Origin of the sequence: Micromonospora sp. FIMYZ51 (assembly GCF_038246755.1) — a bacterium.
Classification (GTDB): Bacteria; Actinomycetota; Actinomycetes; order Mycobacteriales; family Micromonosporaceae; genus Micromonospora.
In genome coordinates this window covers 885,867-901,160 of sequence record NZ_CP134706.1, presented here as the reverse complement: position 1 = coordinate 901,160, position 15,294 = coordinate 885,867, and the positions used below count along the sequence as shown (strand labels likewise).

At 71.7% G+C, this 15,294-nt stretch carries 13 protein-coding genes; 8 read left to right on the top strand and 5 right to left on the bottom strand.

The features are described from left to right. Nucleotides 1-15: 15 nt before the first annotated feature. Nucleotides 16-975 carry an ATP-binding cassette domain-containing protein gene (locus QQG74_RS04380; RefSeq protein ID WP_341719009.1) on the bottom strand — a complete coding sequence of 320 codons (960 nt, stop codon included), beginning with the start codon at nt 973-975 and terminating at the stop codon, nt 16-18. Nucleotides 976-1,093: 118 nt separating this feature from the next. Between QQG74_RS04380 and QQG74_RS04375 the strand changes: the two genes are divergently transcribed. Continuing rightward, nucleotides 1,094-2,845 (top strand): biotin carboxylase N-terminal domain-containing protein, encoded by a 1,752-nt coding sequence (locus QQG74_RS04375; RefSeq protein ID WP_341719008.1) that lies wholly within the window; start codon nt 1,094-1,096, stop codon nt 2,843-2,845. A 58-nt stretch (nt 2,846-2,903) separates the two neighbouring features. Here QQG74_RS04375 and QQG74_RS04370 read toward each other — a convergent pair whose 3' ends face one another. Next, on the bottom strand, nt 2,904-3,812 hold the full coding sequence (locus QQG74_RS04370) for a LysR family transcriptional regulator ArgP (protein ID WP_341719007.1): 909 nt from the start codon (nt 3,810-3,812) through the stop codon (nt 2,904-2,906). Nucleotides 3,813-3,882: 70 nt separating this feature from the next. Between QQG74_RS04370 and QQG74_RS04365 the strand changes: the two genes are divergently transcribed. The 6 genes from QQG74_RS04365 to QQG74_RS04340 all read left to right on the top strand — a co-directional run bounded on the left by QQG74_RS04365 (nt 3,883) and on the right by QQG74_RS04340 (nt 11,493). Next, nucleotides 3,883-4,479 (top strand): LysE/ArgO family amino acid transporter, encoded by a 597-nt coding sequence (locus QQG74_RS04365; RefSeq protein ID WP_341719006.1) that lies wholly within the window; start codon nt 3,883-3,885, stop codon nt 4,477-4,479. Nucleotides 4,480-4,546: 67 nt separating this feature from the next. Then, nucleotides 4,547-5,986 (top strand): GuaB1 family IMP dehydrogenase-related protein, encoded by a 1,440-nt coding sequence (locus QQG74_RS04360; RefSeq protein ID WP_341719005.1) that lies wholly within the window; start codon nt 4,547-4,549, stop codon nt 5,984-5,986. Nucleotides 5,987-6,108: 122 nt separating this feature from the next. Further along, nucleotides 6,109-6,576: a MarR family winged helix-turn-helix transcriptional regulator gene (locus QQG74_RS04355; protein ID WP_341719004.1), complete on the top strand. Its 468-nt coding sequence runs from the start codon at nt 6,109-6,111 to the stop codon at nt 6,574-6,576. After that, a complete protein-coding gene (locus QQG74_RS04350) occupies nt 6,570-8,303 on the top strand; it encodes an ABC transporter ATP-binding protein (protein ID WP_341719003.1) in 1,734 nt (577 codons plus the stop codon). Before QQG74_RS04355 ends, QQG74_RS04350 begins: the two co-directional genes overlap by 7 nt. Continuing rightward, nucleotides 8,300-10,336: an ABC transporter ATP-binding protein gene (locus QQG74_RS04345; RefSeq protein WP_341719002.1), complete on the top strand. Its 2,037-nt coding sequence runs from the start codon at nt 8,300-8,302 to the stop codon at nt 10,334-10,336. Before QQG74_RS04350 ends, QQG74_RS04345 begins: the two co-directional genes overlap by 4 nt. Before the next feature lie 461 nt (nt 10,337-10,797). Then, the gene (locus QQG74_RS04340; protein ID WP_341719001.1) at nt 10,798-11,493 is read left to right on the top strand and encodes a DUF998 domain-containing protein; all 696 of its coding nucleotides are present in this window, start codon (nt 10,798-10,800) and stop codon (nt 11,491-11,493) included. Here the strand turns inward: QQG74_RS04340 and QQG74_RS04335 are convergent. Continuing rightward, the gene (locus QQG74_RS04335) at nt 11,427-12,830 is read right to left on the bottom strand and encodes an NAD(P)H-quinone dehydrogenase (RefSeq protein WP_341721127.1); all 1,404 of its coding nucleotides are present in this window, start codon (nt 12,828-12,830) and stop codon (nt 11,427-11,429) included. The genes QQG74_RS04340 and QQG74_RS04335 overlap by 67 nt on opposite strands. A gap of 107 nt (nt 12,831-12,937) precedes the next feature. On the opposite strand from QQG74_RS04335, the gene QQG74_RS04330 reads away from it, so the two are divergent. After that, nucleotides 12,938-13,393: a gamma-glutamylcyclotransferase gene (locus tag QQG74_RS04330; protein ID WP_341719000.1), complete on the top strand. Its 456-nt coding sequence runs from the start codon at nt 12,938-12,940 to the stop codon at nt 13,391-13,393. Nucleotides 13,394-13,486: 93 nt separating this feature from the next. Here QQG74_RS04330 and QQG74_RS04325 read toward each other — a convergent pair whose 3' ends face one another. Together QQG74_RS04325 and QQG74_RS04320 are read right to left on the bottom strand one after the other, a co-directional pair. Then, nucleotides 13,487-14,224, bottom strand: coding sequence for a hypothetical protein (locus QQG74_RS04325; protein WP_341718999.1), 738 nt, complete (start codon nt 14,222-14,224; stop codon nt 13,487-13,489). Between the two features lie 134 nt (nt 14,225-14,358). Next, nucleotides 14,359-15,294: a hypothetical protein gene (locus tag QQG74_RS04320; RefSeq protein WP_341718998.1), complete on the bottom strand. Its 936-nt coding sequence runs from the start codon at nt 15,292-15,294 to the stop codon at nt 14,359-14,361.

Here is a 15,294-nt window from a genome sequence, read left to right as displayed (position 1 = left end):
TCTCCTGGTCTGCGGTCAGGACTCGCGCAGCGAGCGGCCGGTCTTGGTGAGGAAGACGTCGTCGAGGCTCGGGCGGTGCAGCTCGATCGACCTGAGGTCGATGCCGGCACCATCGATGCGACGCAGGATCTGGGGAATGGCGGTGGCACCGTCGTCGACGAAGAGACGCAGGCCGCCCTCGTCGAGGGTTTCCAACTGGTTGACGTACTCCTCGCCGTCGAGCAGCTTCTCGACGTTGCCGGTGGCGGCGGCGTCGAGGCCGACCTGCACCACGTCGCCGGAGATCTCCCGCTTCAGCTCAGCCGGCGTACCCTCGGCGACCAGCTCGCCATGATCCATGATCGCGATCCGGTCACAGAGCGCGTCCGCCTCGTCCAGGTAGTGCGTGGTGATGAAGACTGTCATGCCGTCGGTACGCAGCCGCCGGATCTCGTCCCACATGTGGGCCCGGCTCTGCGGGTCGAGCCCGGTGGTGGGCTCGTCCAGGAAGACGATCTTCGGCTCGTGGATGATGCCCAGCGCGATCTCCACCCGGCGTCGCTGCCCACCGGAGTACGTCTTGCACTTGCGGTCGGCGAACTCGGTGAGCTGGAACGCCTCCAGCGCCCGGACGGCCCGCCGCTGCGCCTCGGCCTTGCTGATGCCGTACAGCCGCGCCTGGAGGACCAGTTCCTCCCGGGCGGTGGACTCGTCCCAGGTGCTGCCGCCCTGCGCCACGTAGCCGATCCGGCGGCGTACCTCACCGGGGTCCTTGAGCAGGTCTGCACCGGCGATGGTGGCCTGACCGCCGTCCGGCTCGATAAGCGTCGCCAGCATCCGCAGGGTGGTGGTCTTGCCAGCGCCGTTCGGGCCGAGGAACCCGAAGATCTCCCCCGCTGAGACGTCCAGGTCGACGCCGCGTACGGCCTCCACGGTCTTGGTCTCCCGACCGGCACGGCTGGGATACGACTTGCGCAGCCCTCTGGTCTCGATCATCCGCACTCCCCGTTCGAAGCCGTCGTCGGCCATCGTTCGTCACCGCCACCTGAGCGATCGTTAGGGCCACCCGGGTGAGCTATAAACTCCCGGTCAGTAACCGCTGGGAGGAGCCAAGGTGCGCAAGGTACTCATCGCCAACCGGGGCGAGATCGCCGTCCGCGTCATCCGCGCCTGCCAGGACGCCGGCCTGGGGAGCGTCGCGGTGTACGCGGACTCCGACCGGGAGGCCCTGCACGCCATGCTCGCCGACGAAGCGTACGCCCTGAGCGGTGACACTGCTGCGAATACCTATCTACGCATTGACAAGCTGATCGACGTCGCCGCCCGGTCCGGTGCCGACGCGGTGCATCCCGGCTACGGATTCCTCGCCGAGAACGCCGACTTCGCCCAGGCCGTCATCGATGCCGGTCTGACCTGGATCGGTCCCACCCCGCAGGCGATCCGGGATCTCGGTGACAAGGTCACCGCCCGGCACATCGCGCAGCGGGCGGGTGCCCCGCTGGTGCCCGGCACCGCCGACCCGGTGGGCAGCCCGGACGAGGTGCTGGCCTTCGCCGTCGACCACGGCCTGCCGGTGGCGATCAAGGCGGCGTTCGGCGGCGGCGGGCGCGGGCTGAAGGTGGCCCGCACCATGGCGGAGATTCCGCAGCTGTTCGAGTCGGCCACCCGGGAGGCGGTGGCCGCCTTCGGCCGGGGTGAGTGCTTCGTCGAGCGGTACCTCGACCGGCCGCGTCACGTCGAGGCGCAGGTGCTTGCCGACAAACACGGCAACGTGATCGTGGTGGGCACCCGGGACTGCTCGTTGCAGCGCCGGCACCAGAAACTGGTCGAGGAGGCACCGGCACCGTTCCTCACCGCCGAGCAACGGGCCCAGATCCACGACAGCGCCAAGGCGATCTGCCGGGAGGCCGGCTACCACGGCGCCGGCACGGTCGAGTACCTGGTCGGCGTCGACGGGACCATCTCCTTCCTGGAGGTCAACACCCGGCTCCAGGTGGAACACCCGGTCACCGAGGAGACCGCCGGCATCGACCTGGTACGCGAGCAGTTCCGCATCGCCGACGGCGAGAAGCTGCGGTTCGTCGAGGACCCGAAGCCGCGCGGGCACTCCATCGAGTTCCGGATCAACGGTGAGGACCCGGGTCGCAACTTCCTGCCCGCCCCCGGCACGGTCACCGCGCTGCGGCTGCCCACCGGTCCCGGCGTACGGGTGGACACCGGCATCTCGGCCGGCGACGTGATCGGCGACAACTTCGACTCCCTGCTGGCCAAGGTGATCGTCACCGGGGAGACCCGCACCGAGGCACTGGAGCGGGCCCGCCGGGCGCTGGACGAGATGGTGGTCGAGGGGATGGCCACCGCACTGCCGTTCCACCGCCTGGTGGTCCGTGATCCGGCCTTCACCGCCGAGCCGTTCGCCGTGCACACCCGCTGGATCGAGACCGAGTTCGACAACACCGTGCCGCCGTTCACGGCCGTCGCCGGCACCGCCGCCGAGCCGGCCGAGCGGGAGACCGTGGTGGTCGAGGTGGGCGGCAAGCGGCTGGAGGTCAGCCTGCCCGCCGGGTTTGGCGCGGGTGCCGGCTCCGCCGCGCCCGCCGGGAAGCGACCCACCCGCCGGGGCGGTGGGTCGACCGCCACCGCGGCGGCCGGCGGCGACTCGCTGACTTCCCCGATGCAGGGCACCATCGTCAAGATCGCGGTCGCCGACGGGGACACCGTCGCCGAGGGTGACCTGGTCGTGGTGCTGGAGGCGATGAAGATGGAGCAGCCCCTGCACGCCCACAAGGCGGGTACGGTCAGCGGCCTCTCGGCCGAGGTCGGTGCCGTGATCACGGCCGGTGCCGCGATCTGCCGCATCGAGTGAGCGTTAGGAAGGGGCCCTTCCTATACACCAGGCGTTAGGAAGGGCCCCTTCCTTACATTTATGCGGCGACCGGGCGCAGCGTTTCGGCGGCGACTGCGCAGACGGCGGCGGTGAGTGCGGTGAGCAGCCGTGAGTCGAGGTGCCAGTGCTGCCAGTAGAGCGGCACGTCGACCACCCGGCCGGGTGCGAGGTCCACGCAGTTGCCGGCGGCCACGTCGGCCTCGGCGATCTGCTCCGGCACCAGCCCCCAGCCGAGACCGAGCCGGATCGCCGCGCTGAACGCGGGCACCGACGGCACGTAGTGCCCGGGCGGGTCGAGGTCGCGGCCGGTCACCGTACGCAGGAAGCGGTGTTGCAGGCGGTCCTTGCGGTCGAAGATCACCACCGGCGCGGCGGCGAGTGTCGCCGGGGTGAGCCCGTCGGCGAAGTACCGGTCCACCACCGGCGGCGCGGCCAGCGCCCGGTAACGCATCGCGCCGAGCGGTCGGACCCGGCCGCCCTGCACCGGGTCGCGTTCCGCGGTCACCGCAGCCATCACCGTGCCGGCGCGCAGCAGTTCCGCGCTGTGGTCCTGGTCGTCCTGGCGGAGGTCGAAGCAGAGTTCGGGTTCGGCCGGCAGCCGGGCCAGCACCGCGGGGAACCAGGTCGCGAGCGAGTCCGCGTTGACCACCACAGCGATCCGGGTACGACCTGGCTCGCCGCCGAGTGCGCCACGCGCCTCGGTGAGCGCCTCCCGTTCGAGCAGGGCGAGCTGACCGGCGAGGCGCAGCAGCGGACGGCCGGCCTCGGTGGCCTCGCAGGGCCGCTGCCGCCGGACGAGCACCTGCCCGACGCTCTCCTCAAGCGCTTTGATCCGCTGGCTGACTGCCGATGGGGTGACGTGCAACCGTCGCGCGGCTGCCTCGAAACTGCCCTCGGCGACGACAGTCACGAGCGTACGGAGTTGGGTGGAGTCCAGGCCGCTCATGAAGCTGAGCTTAACCATCCGAAGAATCTTTAGCTGGACCGAAACAAGTCGCCCGCTTACCGTCGATCCCGTGCTCACCTCAGCCATTGCCGGCTTCTCCCTCTCCATCGCCCTGATCGTCGCCATCGGCGCGCAGAACGCCTTCGTGCTCCGCCAGGGCCTGCGCCGGGAACATGTGGTGCCGGTCGTGTTGACCTGTGCGGTCTCGGACGCGCTGCTGATCAGCCTCGGCATCGCCGGAGTGGGTTCGGTGGTGGCCGGTCGTCCCGACCTGCTCACCGCGATCCGGTGGGGCGGTGCGGCGTTCCTGCTCGGGTACGCCGCCCTGGCCGCCCGCCGCGCGCTGCGGCCCGGCACGCTGACTCCCGCCGACCGACCCCCGGCCCGGCTCGGCGCGACGCTTGCCGCCTGTCTCGCCTTCACCTATCTCAACCCGCACGTCTACCTGGACACCGTGCTGCTCGTCGGCGGCCTCGCCCAGCAGCACCAGCACCGCTGGGTGTTCGGGCTCGGCGCGGCGGTGGCCAGCGTGGTCTGGTTCACCGCGTTGGGCGTCGGTGCGTACCGGCTCGCCCCGCTGCTCGCCCGGGCCCGGGTCTGGCGGGTCCTCGACGGGGTGATCGCGGTGGTCATGGTGGCGGTGGCGACCGCACTGCTGCTGGGCTGAGCGCGGCTGGGGGTGTTTTCGCTTACCACGGGGAGCGCCGGTGACCGCCGGCAGGAATGATGGCCAGGTGAGGTTCCTCAATGGCGCTACCCCGGCGTACGACCTGACCTACAACGACGTCTTCATGGCCCCGGCCCGTTCCGAGGTCGGCTCGCGGTTGGACGTCGACCTCGCCACCGGCGACGGCACGGGCACCACGATCCCGCTTGTGGTGGCGAACATGACGGCGGTCGCCGGGCGGCGGATGGCGGAGACCGTGGCGCGGCGCGGCGGCATCGCGGTCATCCCCCAGGACATCCCGATCGAGGTCGTGGCCGAGGTCGTGGCCTGGGTCAAGGAGCGACACCTGGTGCACGACACCGCCATCGCGCTCGGCCCCACCGACACCGTCGGCGACGCGATCCACCTGCTGCCGAAGCGGGCGTACGGTGCGGTGATCGTGGTCGACGACGCCGGCCGCCCGATGGGCGTGGTGACCGAGGCGGACACGGTCGGGGTGGACCGCTTCGCCCAACTGCACGACGTGATGTCCGCCGACCTGCACACCGTGCCGGCGGACGCGGACCCGCGTACCGGATTCGACCGGCTCTCCGCGGGTCGGCGGCGGCTGGCCCCGGTGGTGGACGGACAGGGCCGGCTGGTCGGCGTACTCACCCGGCAGGGCGCCCTGCGCGCCACGCTCTACCGGCCCGCCCTGGACGGCCAGGGTCGGCTCCGGATCGCGGCGGCGGTGGGCATCAACGGCGACGTGGCGGGCAAGGCGGCGGCACTGCTGGAGGCCGGGGTGGACACCCTGGTCGTGGACACCGCGCACGGCCACCAGGAACGGATGATCTCGGCGTTGCGGACCGTGCGCGGGCTCGACCCGGGCGTGCCGGTGGCGGCCGGCAACGTGGTCACCGCCGACGGCGTACGCGACCTGGTCGAGGCGGGCGCGGACATCATCAAGGTGGGCGTCGGTCCAGGTGCGATGTGCACCACCCGGATGATGACCGGCGTGGGCCGGCCGCAGTTCTCGGCGGTGCTCGACTGCGCGGCGGCGGCCCGGCGGCTGGGCCGCCACGTCTGGGCCGACGGTGGGGTGCGGCACCCGCGCGACGTGGCGCTGGCGCTGGCCGCCGGGGCGTCGAACGTGATGATCGGTTCCTGGTTCGCCGGCACCTACGAGTCGCCCGGCGATCTCTACACCGACGAGGAGGGCCGGCGCTACAAGGAGAGCTTCGGCATGGCCTCGGCACGGGCGGTAAGCGCGCGGACCGCCGAGGACAGCCCGTACGACCGGGCCCGGAAGGCCATCTTCGAGGAGGGCATCTCCACCGCCCGGATGTATCTGGATCCGACCCGGCCGGGGGTGGAGGATCTGATCGACGAGATCATCTCCGGCGTACGCAGCGCGTTCACCTATGCCGGGGCGCGCAGCCTGCCGGAGTTCCACGAGCGGGTGCTTGTCGGTGTGCAGAGCACCGCCGGCTACACCGAAGGGATGCCGTTGCCGACCAGTTGGTGAGCCGGATCGGAAATGGTCCCGACCTGGCCCGCATCCGTCAACCCTGGGGCGCTCGCCGCCGTGACCAGCTGCCCTCCGGAAAATAGTTTGGCCCCTGACTATCAGGTGGCTAATCTCCAGCCATGAGTCTGATGCAGCTGGCAGAGGTGCCGCTGGGCCGCCTGCTTGTGGTCGCCGGCCACCTGGTGAGCCAGCGGTGGAACCGCTACCTGGCCGAGGAGCACGGCCTGACCCAGGCCGGGATGGTCACCCTGATGGCCCTCGCCGAACACGGCGAACTGCCGCACCGGGCGGTGGCCGAGCTGTGCTTCGTCCGCCCCGCCACGCTCACCGGCATCGTCGACACCCTCGAACGCGAGGGCCTGGTGCAACGGCAGCGCGACGGCACCGACCGCCGCAGCGTCAAACTGACGCTGACCACGGCCGGGCAGGACCGGGTGGACACCCTCACCACCGCCGTCCGATCCGGCCGGCCGCTCACCTCGGTCGACGCCGACCCGGCCAAGGCGGCCGTCATCCGGCAGTTCCTGCTGGAGATCATCGGCAGCGACGAGGCAGCCCACGGACCGGCGGGAGGCCAGACGTGTTGATCACGTTGCTCCGCAGGCACCTACGGCCGTATCAACGGCTGCTGGCGGCCGTGGTGCTGCTCCAGTTCGTCGGCACCATGGCCTCGCTCTACCTGCCCAGCCTCAACGCCGACATCATCGACCTCGGCGTCGCCCTGGGCGACACCGACTACATCATCCGGACCGGCGGGTGGATGCTCGCGGTCAGCGTGGTGCAGATCGTCTGCGCCGTCGCGGCGGTCTACCTCGGCGCCCGGATCGCCATGGGCTTCGGCCGGGACGTACGGGCTGCGGTCTTCGGCCACGTGAACGCCTTCTCGGCCCGGGAGGTCGCCCGCTTCGGCGCGCCGTCCCTGATCACCCGGAACACCAATGACGTGCAACAGGTGCAGATGCTCGTGTTGATGAGCTGCACCATGCTGGTCGCCGCGCCGATCATGAGTGTCGGTGGCGTGGTGATGGCGCTCCGGGAGGACGTCGGTCTCTCCTGGCTGATGCTGGTCTGCGTACCGGTGCTGGCGATCGTGCTGGGCCTGGTCATCCGGCGGATGGTGCCCGGCTTCCGGCTCATGCAGACCCGCATCGACGTGATCAACCGGATACTGCGGGAGCAGATCACCGGGATCCGGGTGGTCCGGGCGTTCGTGCGGGAGCCGTACGAGGTGCGGCGCTTCGCCGCCGCGAACACCGACCTGACCGCGACCGCCCTGCGCACCGGCCGGCTGATGGCGTTGATCTTTCCCGTGGTGATGCTGGTGCTCAACGTCTCAAGCGTGGCGGTGCTCTGGTTCGGCGCGGAACGGGTGGACGCCGGGGCGATCCAGGTCGGCGCGCTCACGGCCTTCCTGCAATACCTGATGCAGATCCTGATGGCCGTCATGATGGCCACCTTCATGCTGATGATGGTGCCGCGCGCGGCGGTCTGCGCCGAGCGGATCGTGGAGGTGCTCGACACCGAATCCTCGGTGGCGCCCGCCACCGCCCCGGTCACCGAGGTGCCCACCCGGGCCGAGTTGGAGCTGCGGCACGTGCAGTTCCAGTACCCGGGTGCCGCCGAACCGGTGCTGCGGGACGTCTCGTTCCGGGTCACCCCGGGCACCACCACGGCGATCGTCGGCAGCACCGGCGCGGGCAAGACGACCCTGCTCAGCCTGATCCCCCGGCTGGTCGACGTCACCGCCGGCCAGGTGCTCGTCGACGGTGTCGACGTGCGGGAACTCGCACCGGACGAGTTGTGGTGCCGGATCGGGCTGGTGCCGCAGCGGCCGTACCTGTTCACCGGCACCGTGGCGAGCAACCTGCGCTACGGCAATCCGGACGCCACCGACGAGCAGCTGTGGACGGCGTTGGAGATCGCCCAGGCCCGAGACTTCGTCGAGGCCATGCCCGAAGGGCTGGACACAGCCGTCAGCCAGGGTGGCACGAACGTCTCCGGCGGCCAACGGCAGCGGCTGGCCATCGCCCGGGCCCTGGTCCGCCGGCCGGAGATCTACCTGTTCGACGACTCGTTCTCCGCGCTCGACCTCGGCACCGACGCACGGCTGCGCGCGGCCCTGCGGCCGGTCACCGCCACCGCAGCGGTGGTGATCGTCGCCCAGCGGATCTCCACCATCGTCGATGCCGACCAGATCATCGTGCTGGAGAACGGCGGCGTGGTCGGGATGGGCCGGCACGAGGAGTTGCTGACCACCTGCCCGACCTACGCGGAGATCGTGGCGTCGCAGCAGACCACGGAGGTGCCGGCATGACCGAGCGAAACCGGATGCCGGCGCAACGGTCGGCTGCGCCGGGGCCTACGCCGAAACGGCTGCCGCCCGGCGGCCAGCGCGGTGGACCGCCGTGGATGGGCGCCGGGATGCCCGCGGAACGGTCCCTGAACTTCGGGCCCACCGCCCGCCGGTTGCTGAGTCGGCTGCGTCCGCAACGCCTGCACGTGGCGGCGATCGTCGCGCTCGCGGTGGTGAGCGTCGGGCTCACCGTGATCGGACCCAAGGTGCTCGGGTACGCCACCGACCTGATCTTCACGGGGGTGATCGGCCAGCAGCTGCCGCCGGGCAGCAGCGCCGACGAGGCCGTCGCCGCGGCCCGGGCGGCCGGCAACGACAACTTCGCCGACATGCTCGCCCGGATGGACGTGGTGCCCGGTGCCGGGATCGACTTCCCGGCCCTGGGTCGGGTGCTGCTGCTGGCGCTGGGCCTCTACCTGGCCGCCAGCCTGCTGATGTGGTGGCAGGGCTGGCTGCTCACCGGGGTGGTCCAACGGACCGTGTTCCAGCTGCGGGCAGAGGTGGAGGAGAAGCTCAACCGCCTGCCGCTGCCCTACTTCGACCGGCAGCCGCGCGGCGAGCTGCTCAGCCGGGTCACCAACGACATCGACAACGTCTCGCAGAGCCTCCAGCAGACGTTGAGCCAACTGCTCACCTCGCTGCTGACCGTCGTCGGCGTACTCGGCATGATGTTCTGGATCTCGCCGCTGCTCGCCGTGGTCGCGTTGGTCGCGGTGCCGCTGTCGGTCGTGGTGACCGGGCAGATCGCCAGGCGGTCGCAGCGGAAGTTCATCGCGCAGTGGACCCATACCGGGGAGCTGAACGCGCAGATCGAGGAGGCGTTCACCGGCCACGATCTGATCAAGGTCTTCGGTCGGCGGCGCGAAGTGGAGGAAGCCTTCCACGCCAAGAACGAGCAGCTGTTCCAGGCCAGCTTCGGCGCGCAGTTCATCTCCGGGATCATCATGCCGGCGATGCTCTTCATCGGGAACCTCAGCTATGTGGCGATCGCGGTGGTCGGCGGGCTCCGGGTCGCCTCCGGCGCGATGAGTCTCGGCGACGTGCAGGCGTTCATCCAGTACTCCCGGCAGTTCACCCAGCCGCTCACTCAGGTCGCCTCGATGGCCAACCTGCTCCAGTCCGGGGTGGCCTCGGCGGAGCGGGTCTTCGCGGTGCTGGACGCCGACGAGCAGCTTCCCGACCCGACCACCCCGGTACACGTGACCGACCCGCACGGCCGGGTCGAGTTCGAACGCGTCTCGTTCCGGTACGCCCCGGACGAGCCGCTGATCGAGGAGCTGTCCCTGGTGGCCGAGCCGGGGCACACGGTGGCCATCGTCGGGCCGACCGGCGCCGGCAAGACCACCCTGGTCAACCTGATCATGCGCTTCTACGAGCTGGAGGCCGGCCGGATCACGCTCGACGGGGTGGACATCACCACGCTGCGCCGCGACGAGCTACGCGGCCGGATCGGCATGGTGCTCCAGGACACCTGGCTGTTCGGTGGCACCATCCGGGACAACATCGCCTACGGCCGCCCCGACGCGACGGAGGAGGAGATCCTCGCCGCCGCCCAGGCCACCTTCGTGGACCGGTTCGTCCGCAGCCTGCCGGACGGCTACGACACGGTGATCGACGAGGAGGGCAGCAATGTCAGCGCCGGTGAGAAGCAGCTCATCACCATCGCCCGGGCGTTCCTCGCCGAACCCGCGCTGTTGATTCTCGACGAGGCGACCAGCTCGGTGGACACCCGTACCGAGGTGCTGCTCCAGCGGGCGATGGCGGCGCTGCGCTCGGAACGGACCAGTTTCGTCATCGCGCACCGGCTCTCCACCATCCGCGACGCCGACCTGATCCTGATGATGGAGCACGGCCGCATCGTCGAGCAGGGCACCCACGAGCAGCTACTGGCCGCGAAGGGCCCCTATCACCGGCTCTACCAGTCCCAGTTTCGCCAGGCGGTCGGGGACGGTGACGATCCGGCGAGCATCCCGGCGGCCTCCGCCACGGGCTGATCCCGCGGTTGCCGGCCACCCTCCCCGCGTCATCGGGTGCCCGGCTTGCGACGAGGGCCGGGCCGCTGGCACGGGACCTGCCAGCGGCCCGGCGGCGGCCCGGGCGTCAGGAACGGGGGACCCGACGCTCACCGGGCCGCGCGCCGACAACGGTACGCCGCCGAACGAGATTTCGGCGACCGCACCTCGTGGTGAATCCCCTTCGATATCCCGTGGTTGGGCGGTTGTGCCCTGGCTACGTGGGTTGACCGTCGGATGAGGTGTCCCTGGTCACGGTCACGGCGGCCGGTTGGCGGTGACCCTGGGCACCGGGTCGGCCCCGATGCGTCCGGCACCGAGAAAAAGTTCTCACCTACGGCCACCCGGGGGGAAACGCCGGAGGTTGATCGGGGTGCTCCCCGGGTCGGATTTCGGTGCTCGTCCCGGATCCATCTGAGGGCGTACCGGCGACAGGCTGAGGCATGCCTGGAATCCGCAACAGCGGCGTACCGGCGCTCGGCGGAATCGCCCTCGCGGCGGTGCTCGCCGTCATCGGTCATGCCGGCGTCAGCGATCTGGACCCGGTGAGCCTGACCGTCAGCGACTACGCCGTCTCCGACTCCGGCGGGATCATCCACGTGGCCATGCTGCTGCTCGGCGCCGCCTCCGCCACGCTCGTCCCGGCCCTGGCTCGACTCGGCCGCCCCTGTTCCGGCACACCTGCGGGTGCGGCCACCACGGCCGGTCGCCGTGGTCGGGCAGCCGAGTGGCTGCTTTCGATCTGGGCGGGCGGTCTGCTGGTGTCGGGGCTGGTGCCGACCAACCCGCCCGGCACCGACATGGGCACCGCGGCCTACGTGCACCGGTACGCCTCGGTGATCGCCTTCCTCGCCCTGCCGCTCGCCGGCTGGCTGCTCGCCGACCGGCTGTCCGCCGACGCCCGCGCCGCCCGCTGGCTGCGCGCCCTGACCCTGGTCAGCCTGCTGCTGGTGGCGACGATGGTCTGGTCCGCCTACCCCGGCGACCGCGCCCTCTACGGCCTGATCGAACGCGCCCTCATCCTCACCGAGGTGGCCCTCCTGACCCTCCTCGCCGCCCTCGCCACCTGGGGTTATTCCAGCTCGTGGAGCATCAGTTGGCGGGCGGCCTCGGTGACCGAGCCGGAGAGGCTGGGATAGATGGTGATGGTCTGGGCCAACTCGTTGACGGTGAGGTTGTTCTCCACCGCCATGGTGATCGGCAGGATCAGCTCGCTGGCCTTCGGCGCGACGACGACGCCGCCGATCACCTGGCCGCTGGCCGGCCGGCAGAACAGCTTGACGAAACCGTCGGCCACCTCGTCCATCTTCGCCCGGGCGTTGCCGGCCAGCGGCAGCATCACCTGCCGGGCCGGGATCCGGCCGGCGTCCACCTCGTCCTGGGAGACGCCCACGGTGGCCAGCTCCGGGTCGGTGAAGACGTTCGCCGCGACCGTCCGCAGCCGCAGCGGCCGGACCGCTTCGCCCAGCGCGTGCCACATGGCGATCCGGCCCTGCATGGCGGCGACGCTGGCCAGCGGCAGTACCCCGGTGCAGTCGCCGGCCGCGTAGATGCCGGGCACGTTGGTGCGGGACACCCGGTCCACCGTGACGTAGCCGCCCCGGGCCAGTTCGACGCCGTACTCGGCCAGTCCCAGCTCGGCGGTGTTCGGGATGGAACCGACCGCGATCAGCGCGTGCGACCCGGACACCTTGCGGCCGTCGCTCAGCTCGACCTCGACGCCGTCGGCGGTGCGGCGCACGCCCTCGGCGCGGGAGTTGTTCAGGATGCTCATCCCCCGGGAGCGGAAGACCCGCTCGATCGCCTGCGCGGCGTCGGCGTCCTCGTGCGGCATCACCCGGTCCCGGCTGGAGACCAGGGTCACCTTGATTCCCATCGCCAGGTACGCGCTGGCGAACTCGGCACCGGTCACGCCGGAACCGACCACGATCAGGTGCTCCGGCAGCTCGGGCAGGTCGTAGACCTGCCGCCAGGTCAGGATGCGCTCGCCGTCGGGCAGCGCGGTGGGCAGCTGGCGGGGGGTGGCGCCGGTGGCGATCAGCACCGTCGAGGCGTCGATCGCGTACGCGGCCTCCTCGCCGTGCGGCGTGACGATCACGCGGTGGGTGTGGCCGAGCGTGTCCTCGCCCAGCCGGGCCCGACCGGAGACGAAGGTGACCCCGGCCTTGACCAGCTTGGCGTGGATGTCCGCGGACTGGGCCAGGGCGAGTCGCTTGACCCGCTCGTGGACCAACCGGGCGTCCACGGTGACCGCCTCCAGGCCGTCGGAGTGCACCCCGAACACCTCGGTGTCGCGGTACCCGGTGACCACCTCGGAACTGGCGATGAAGGTCTTCGACGGTACGCAGTCGGAGAGTACGCAGGCACCGCCCGCGCCGTCCGCCTCGACCACGGTGACGTCGGCGTCCAACTGGGCGGCGACAAGTGCCGCCTCGTAGCCCGCCGGTCCACCGCCGATGATCACGATCCGGCTCACCACGACCGCCCCTCGTCCATGCTCACTGTGACTTTCTTCGTCTCGACACGGGCGACACGCGCCGCCCGTATTCTCCCCCGCCCGTCGGCCGGGCTATCGTCATCGCCGTGCGTCATTACGCCGCCTACGGCTCGAACCTGGACCCCGCCCGGATGCGGGCATACTGCCCGCACTCGCCCATGGTGGGCGTCGGCTGGCTGGAGGGCTGGCGGCTCACCTTCGCCGGTGAGGACGTCATCGGCTGGGAGGGCGCGGTCAGCACCGTAGTCGAGTCGCCCGGCGACCGGGTGTTCGTCGCGCTCTACGACATCCACCCGTACGACGCGGCCCAGCTCGACGAGATCGAAGGCGTCACCTCCGGCACGTACCGGAAGCTGACCGTCCGCGTGTCGACGCTTGACGGCGACGTGACGGCCTGGGTCTACGTCTTCGACGGCTACGAGGGTGGGTTGCCCACCTCGTGGTACCTGTCGGAGATCGCGAACGCCGCCGAGAAGGCGGGCGCGCCGGACGACTATGTCCTCGAGCTGCGGTCCCGCCCCACCGGCACCGCGTCGGCGTAGCGCGTTTCGCACGCCCCCAGTCTGCTACCGGCCGTCCGCGGGCCGGGCGGCGACCCCGGAGCCCGGGTGATTCGTCCCGGTCTCGGCGGTTCGTCAGCCCTGGGCGTGTGCCCGCATCCCGGCCAGCAGCTCCACCAGCTCGGCGCCGTCGCCGGGGCCGAGTGCCGCGAACGCGGGTGCGACGAGCCGGTCGGTCACCGCCTCGGCCCAGAGCCGCCGCCGCACCAGCGGGCCGACCGGCGGGTACGGCGGCGGCCAGCCGCAGGCGACCGCGCCGCTCTCGCCCTCCGGGCCGGCCAGCACCGCCTCCAGCGGACTCATCCCGCTGGCCCGGACCGCGAGCAGGTGCGCGCCGGTGAAATGCTCGCGGAGCAGACGCAGCCCGGTGGCGGCCCGGGCAGCCGTGTGCTGCGCGGGCGACGGCATGGCCCGCCACGCCGCGAAGAGCGGCATCCCACTGGCGTCGGCAGCCGCGACCGCCCGTTCGACAAGCGTGGCGAGCCGGTCGACGCCGGGCACCGTGGCCAGGTTCTCCTCGCCCCAGCGGCAGCACTCGGCCAGGCTGGCGGCGGCCACCTCGACCGGCCGTACCGTGCGGGCGGCGGCATCCCAACCGTCGGCCACCGCGTCGGGAGCGATGAAGCCGAGCGCGGCGGCTGCCGTCTCGGCCCGGACGTCACCAAGCGCGCCGGCCCGACCGGTGATGTAGAAGGCCCAGCCCGAGATGCCGAGCAGCCGGGCCCGGCGCAGGGTGGTGGGACACCTGTTGTAGGCCTCGCCGAGCACCAGCACCGCCGGTTTGCTCGCGGCGGCCACCTGTTCCGGGGTCATCCCGCTCCGCCCACGGGTGCCGGCACGCGGGCTGCGCCCGAAGCGGTGTGGGCGACGGTGTTCCACGCCGACTGCTGCACCGCGGCGATGGGTCCGTCCATGAAGGATCCAGCCGTAGGTCCGTCCACGAAGAATCAGTCTGCCGCCTCGTCGCCGTCGGCGGCATCCCCCTCCTCGGCCGCCAACGCCTCCATCGCGGCCTCGACCTCACCGGTACGGCGTCGGGCGCCGCTGGCCGCCCGCTCGGCGGCGCGCCGGGCCAACCGGGCCCGGCTCAGTTCCTGCTCGGCCACGGCTCGCCGACGCTCCAACTCGGCCAACTCCGTCTCGACCGCGTCCAGCGCGGCGGCACCGTCCCGCTCGGTCGCCACCGCGCCGGCCAGCTCCGCCTCGGCCCGTTCCTGATCGGTACGCGCCCGCGCCAACTCCTTCTCCAGTGCCGTGCGGCGGCGGGTCAGCTCCGCCCGGGCGGCCCGCCGCGCCTGCTCGGCCCGCAGCGCACCCCGGTCCGGCCCGCGTTGCCGGGCCGGTGGCGCGGCGGGCGGCTCCTCGCCACCGGTCACCAGGCGCAGTTGTGGCCGGGGCACCTCACCGAACCCGGCGTAGTGCACCGACCGCAACAGCCGGCCGGAGCGCACCTGCTCGGCCAGTTCGGCGTCGGCGAGCGCGGCGTTAAGCGTCGACTCGACCTCGGCCAACGGCAGTTTCCCGGCCGAGGGCGCCCCCTGCGCCCCGGCGGCGAGCCGGCGTACCTCGGCGACGAGCGCGCCCACCGCGGCCCGCCGCTGCGCCGACAGCTCCCGCAGGCGCGGGCCACGCAGCTCGCGTTGCGCCTCCCGCAGGGCGTCGGCCAACTGCACCAGGTCGGCCACCAGCTCCGGACGTTCGAGGGCGAGCAGGTTGACCAGCCAGGCGGCCACCGTCGGCCGGCGCAGGCGGGCGATCTCCCGAGCGAGTTTCGGGTCGCCGTCGCGGCGCGCCTGCGCGGCAGCGGCGTCCCGGGCCGCGACGAAGCGCTCCGGCGGCGTTCGGTAGAGCCGCTCGACGACGTCGCGCGGGGGGCCGGCCAC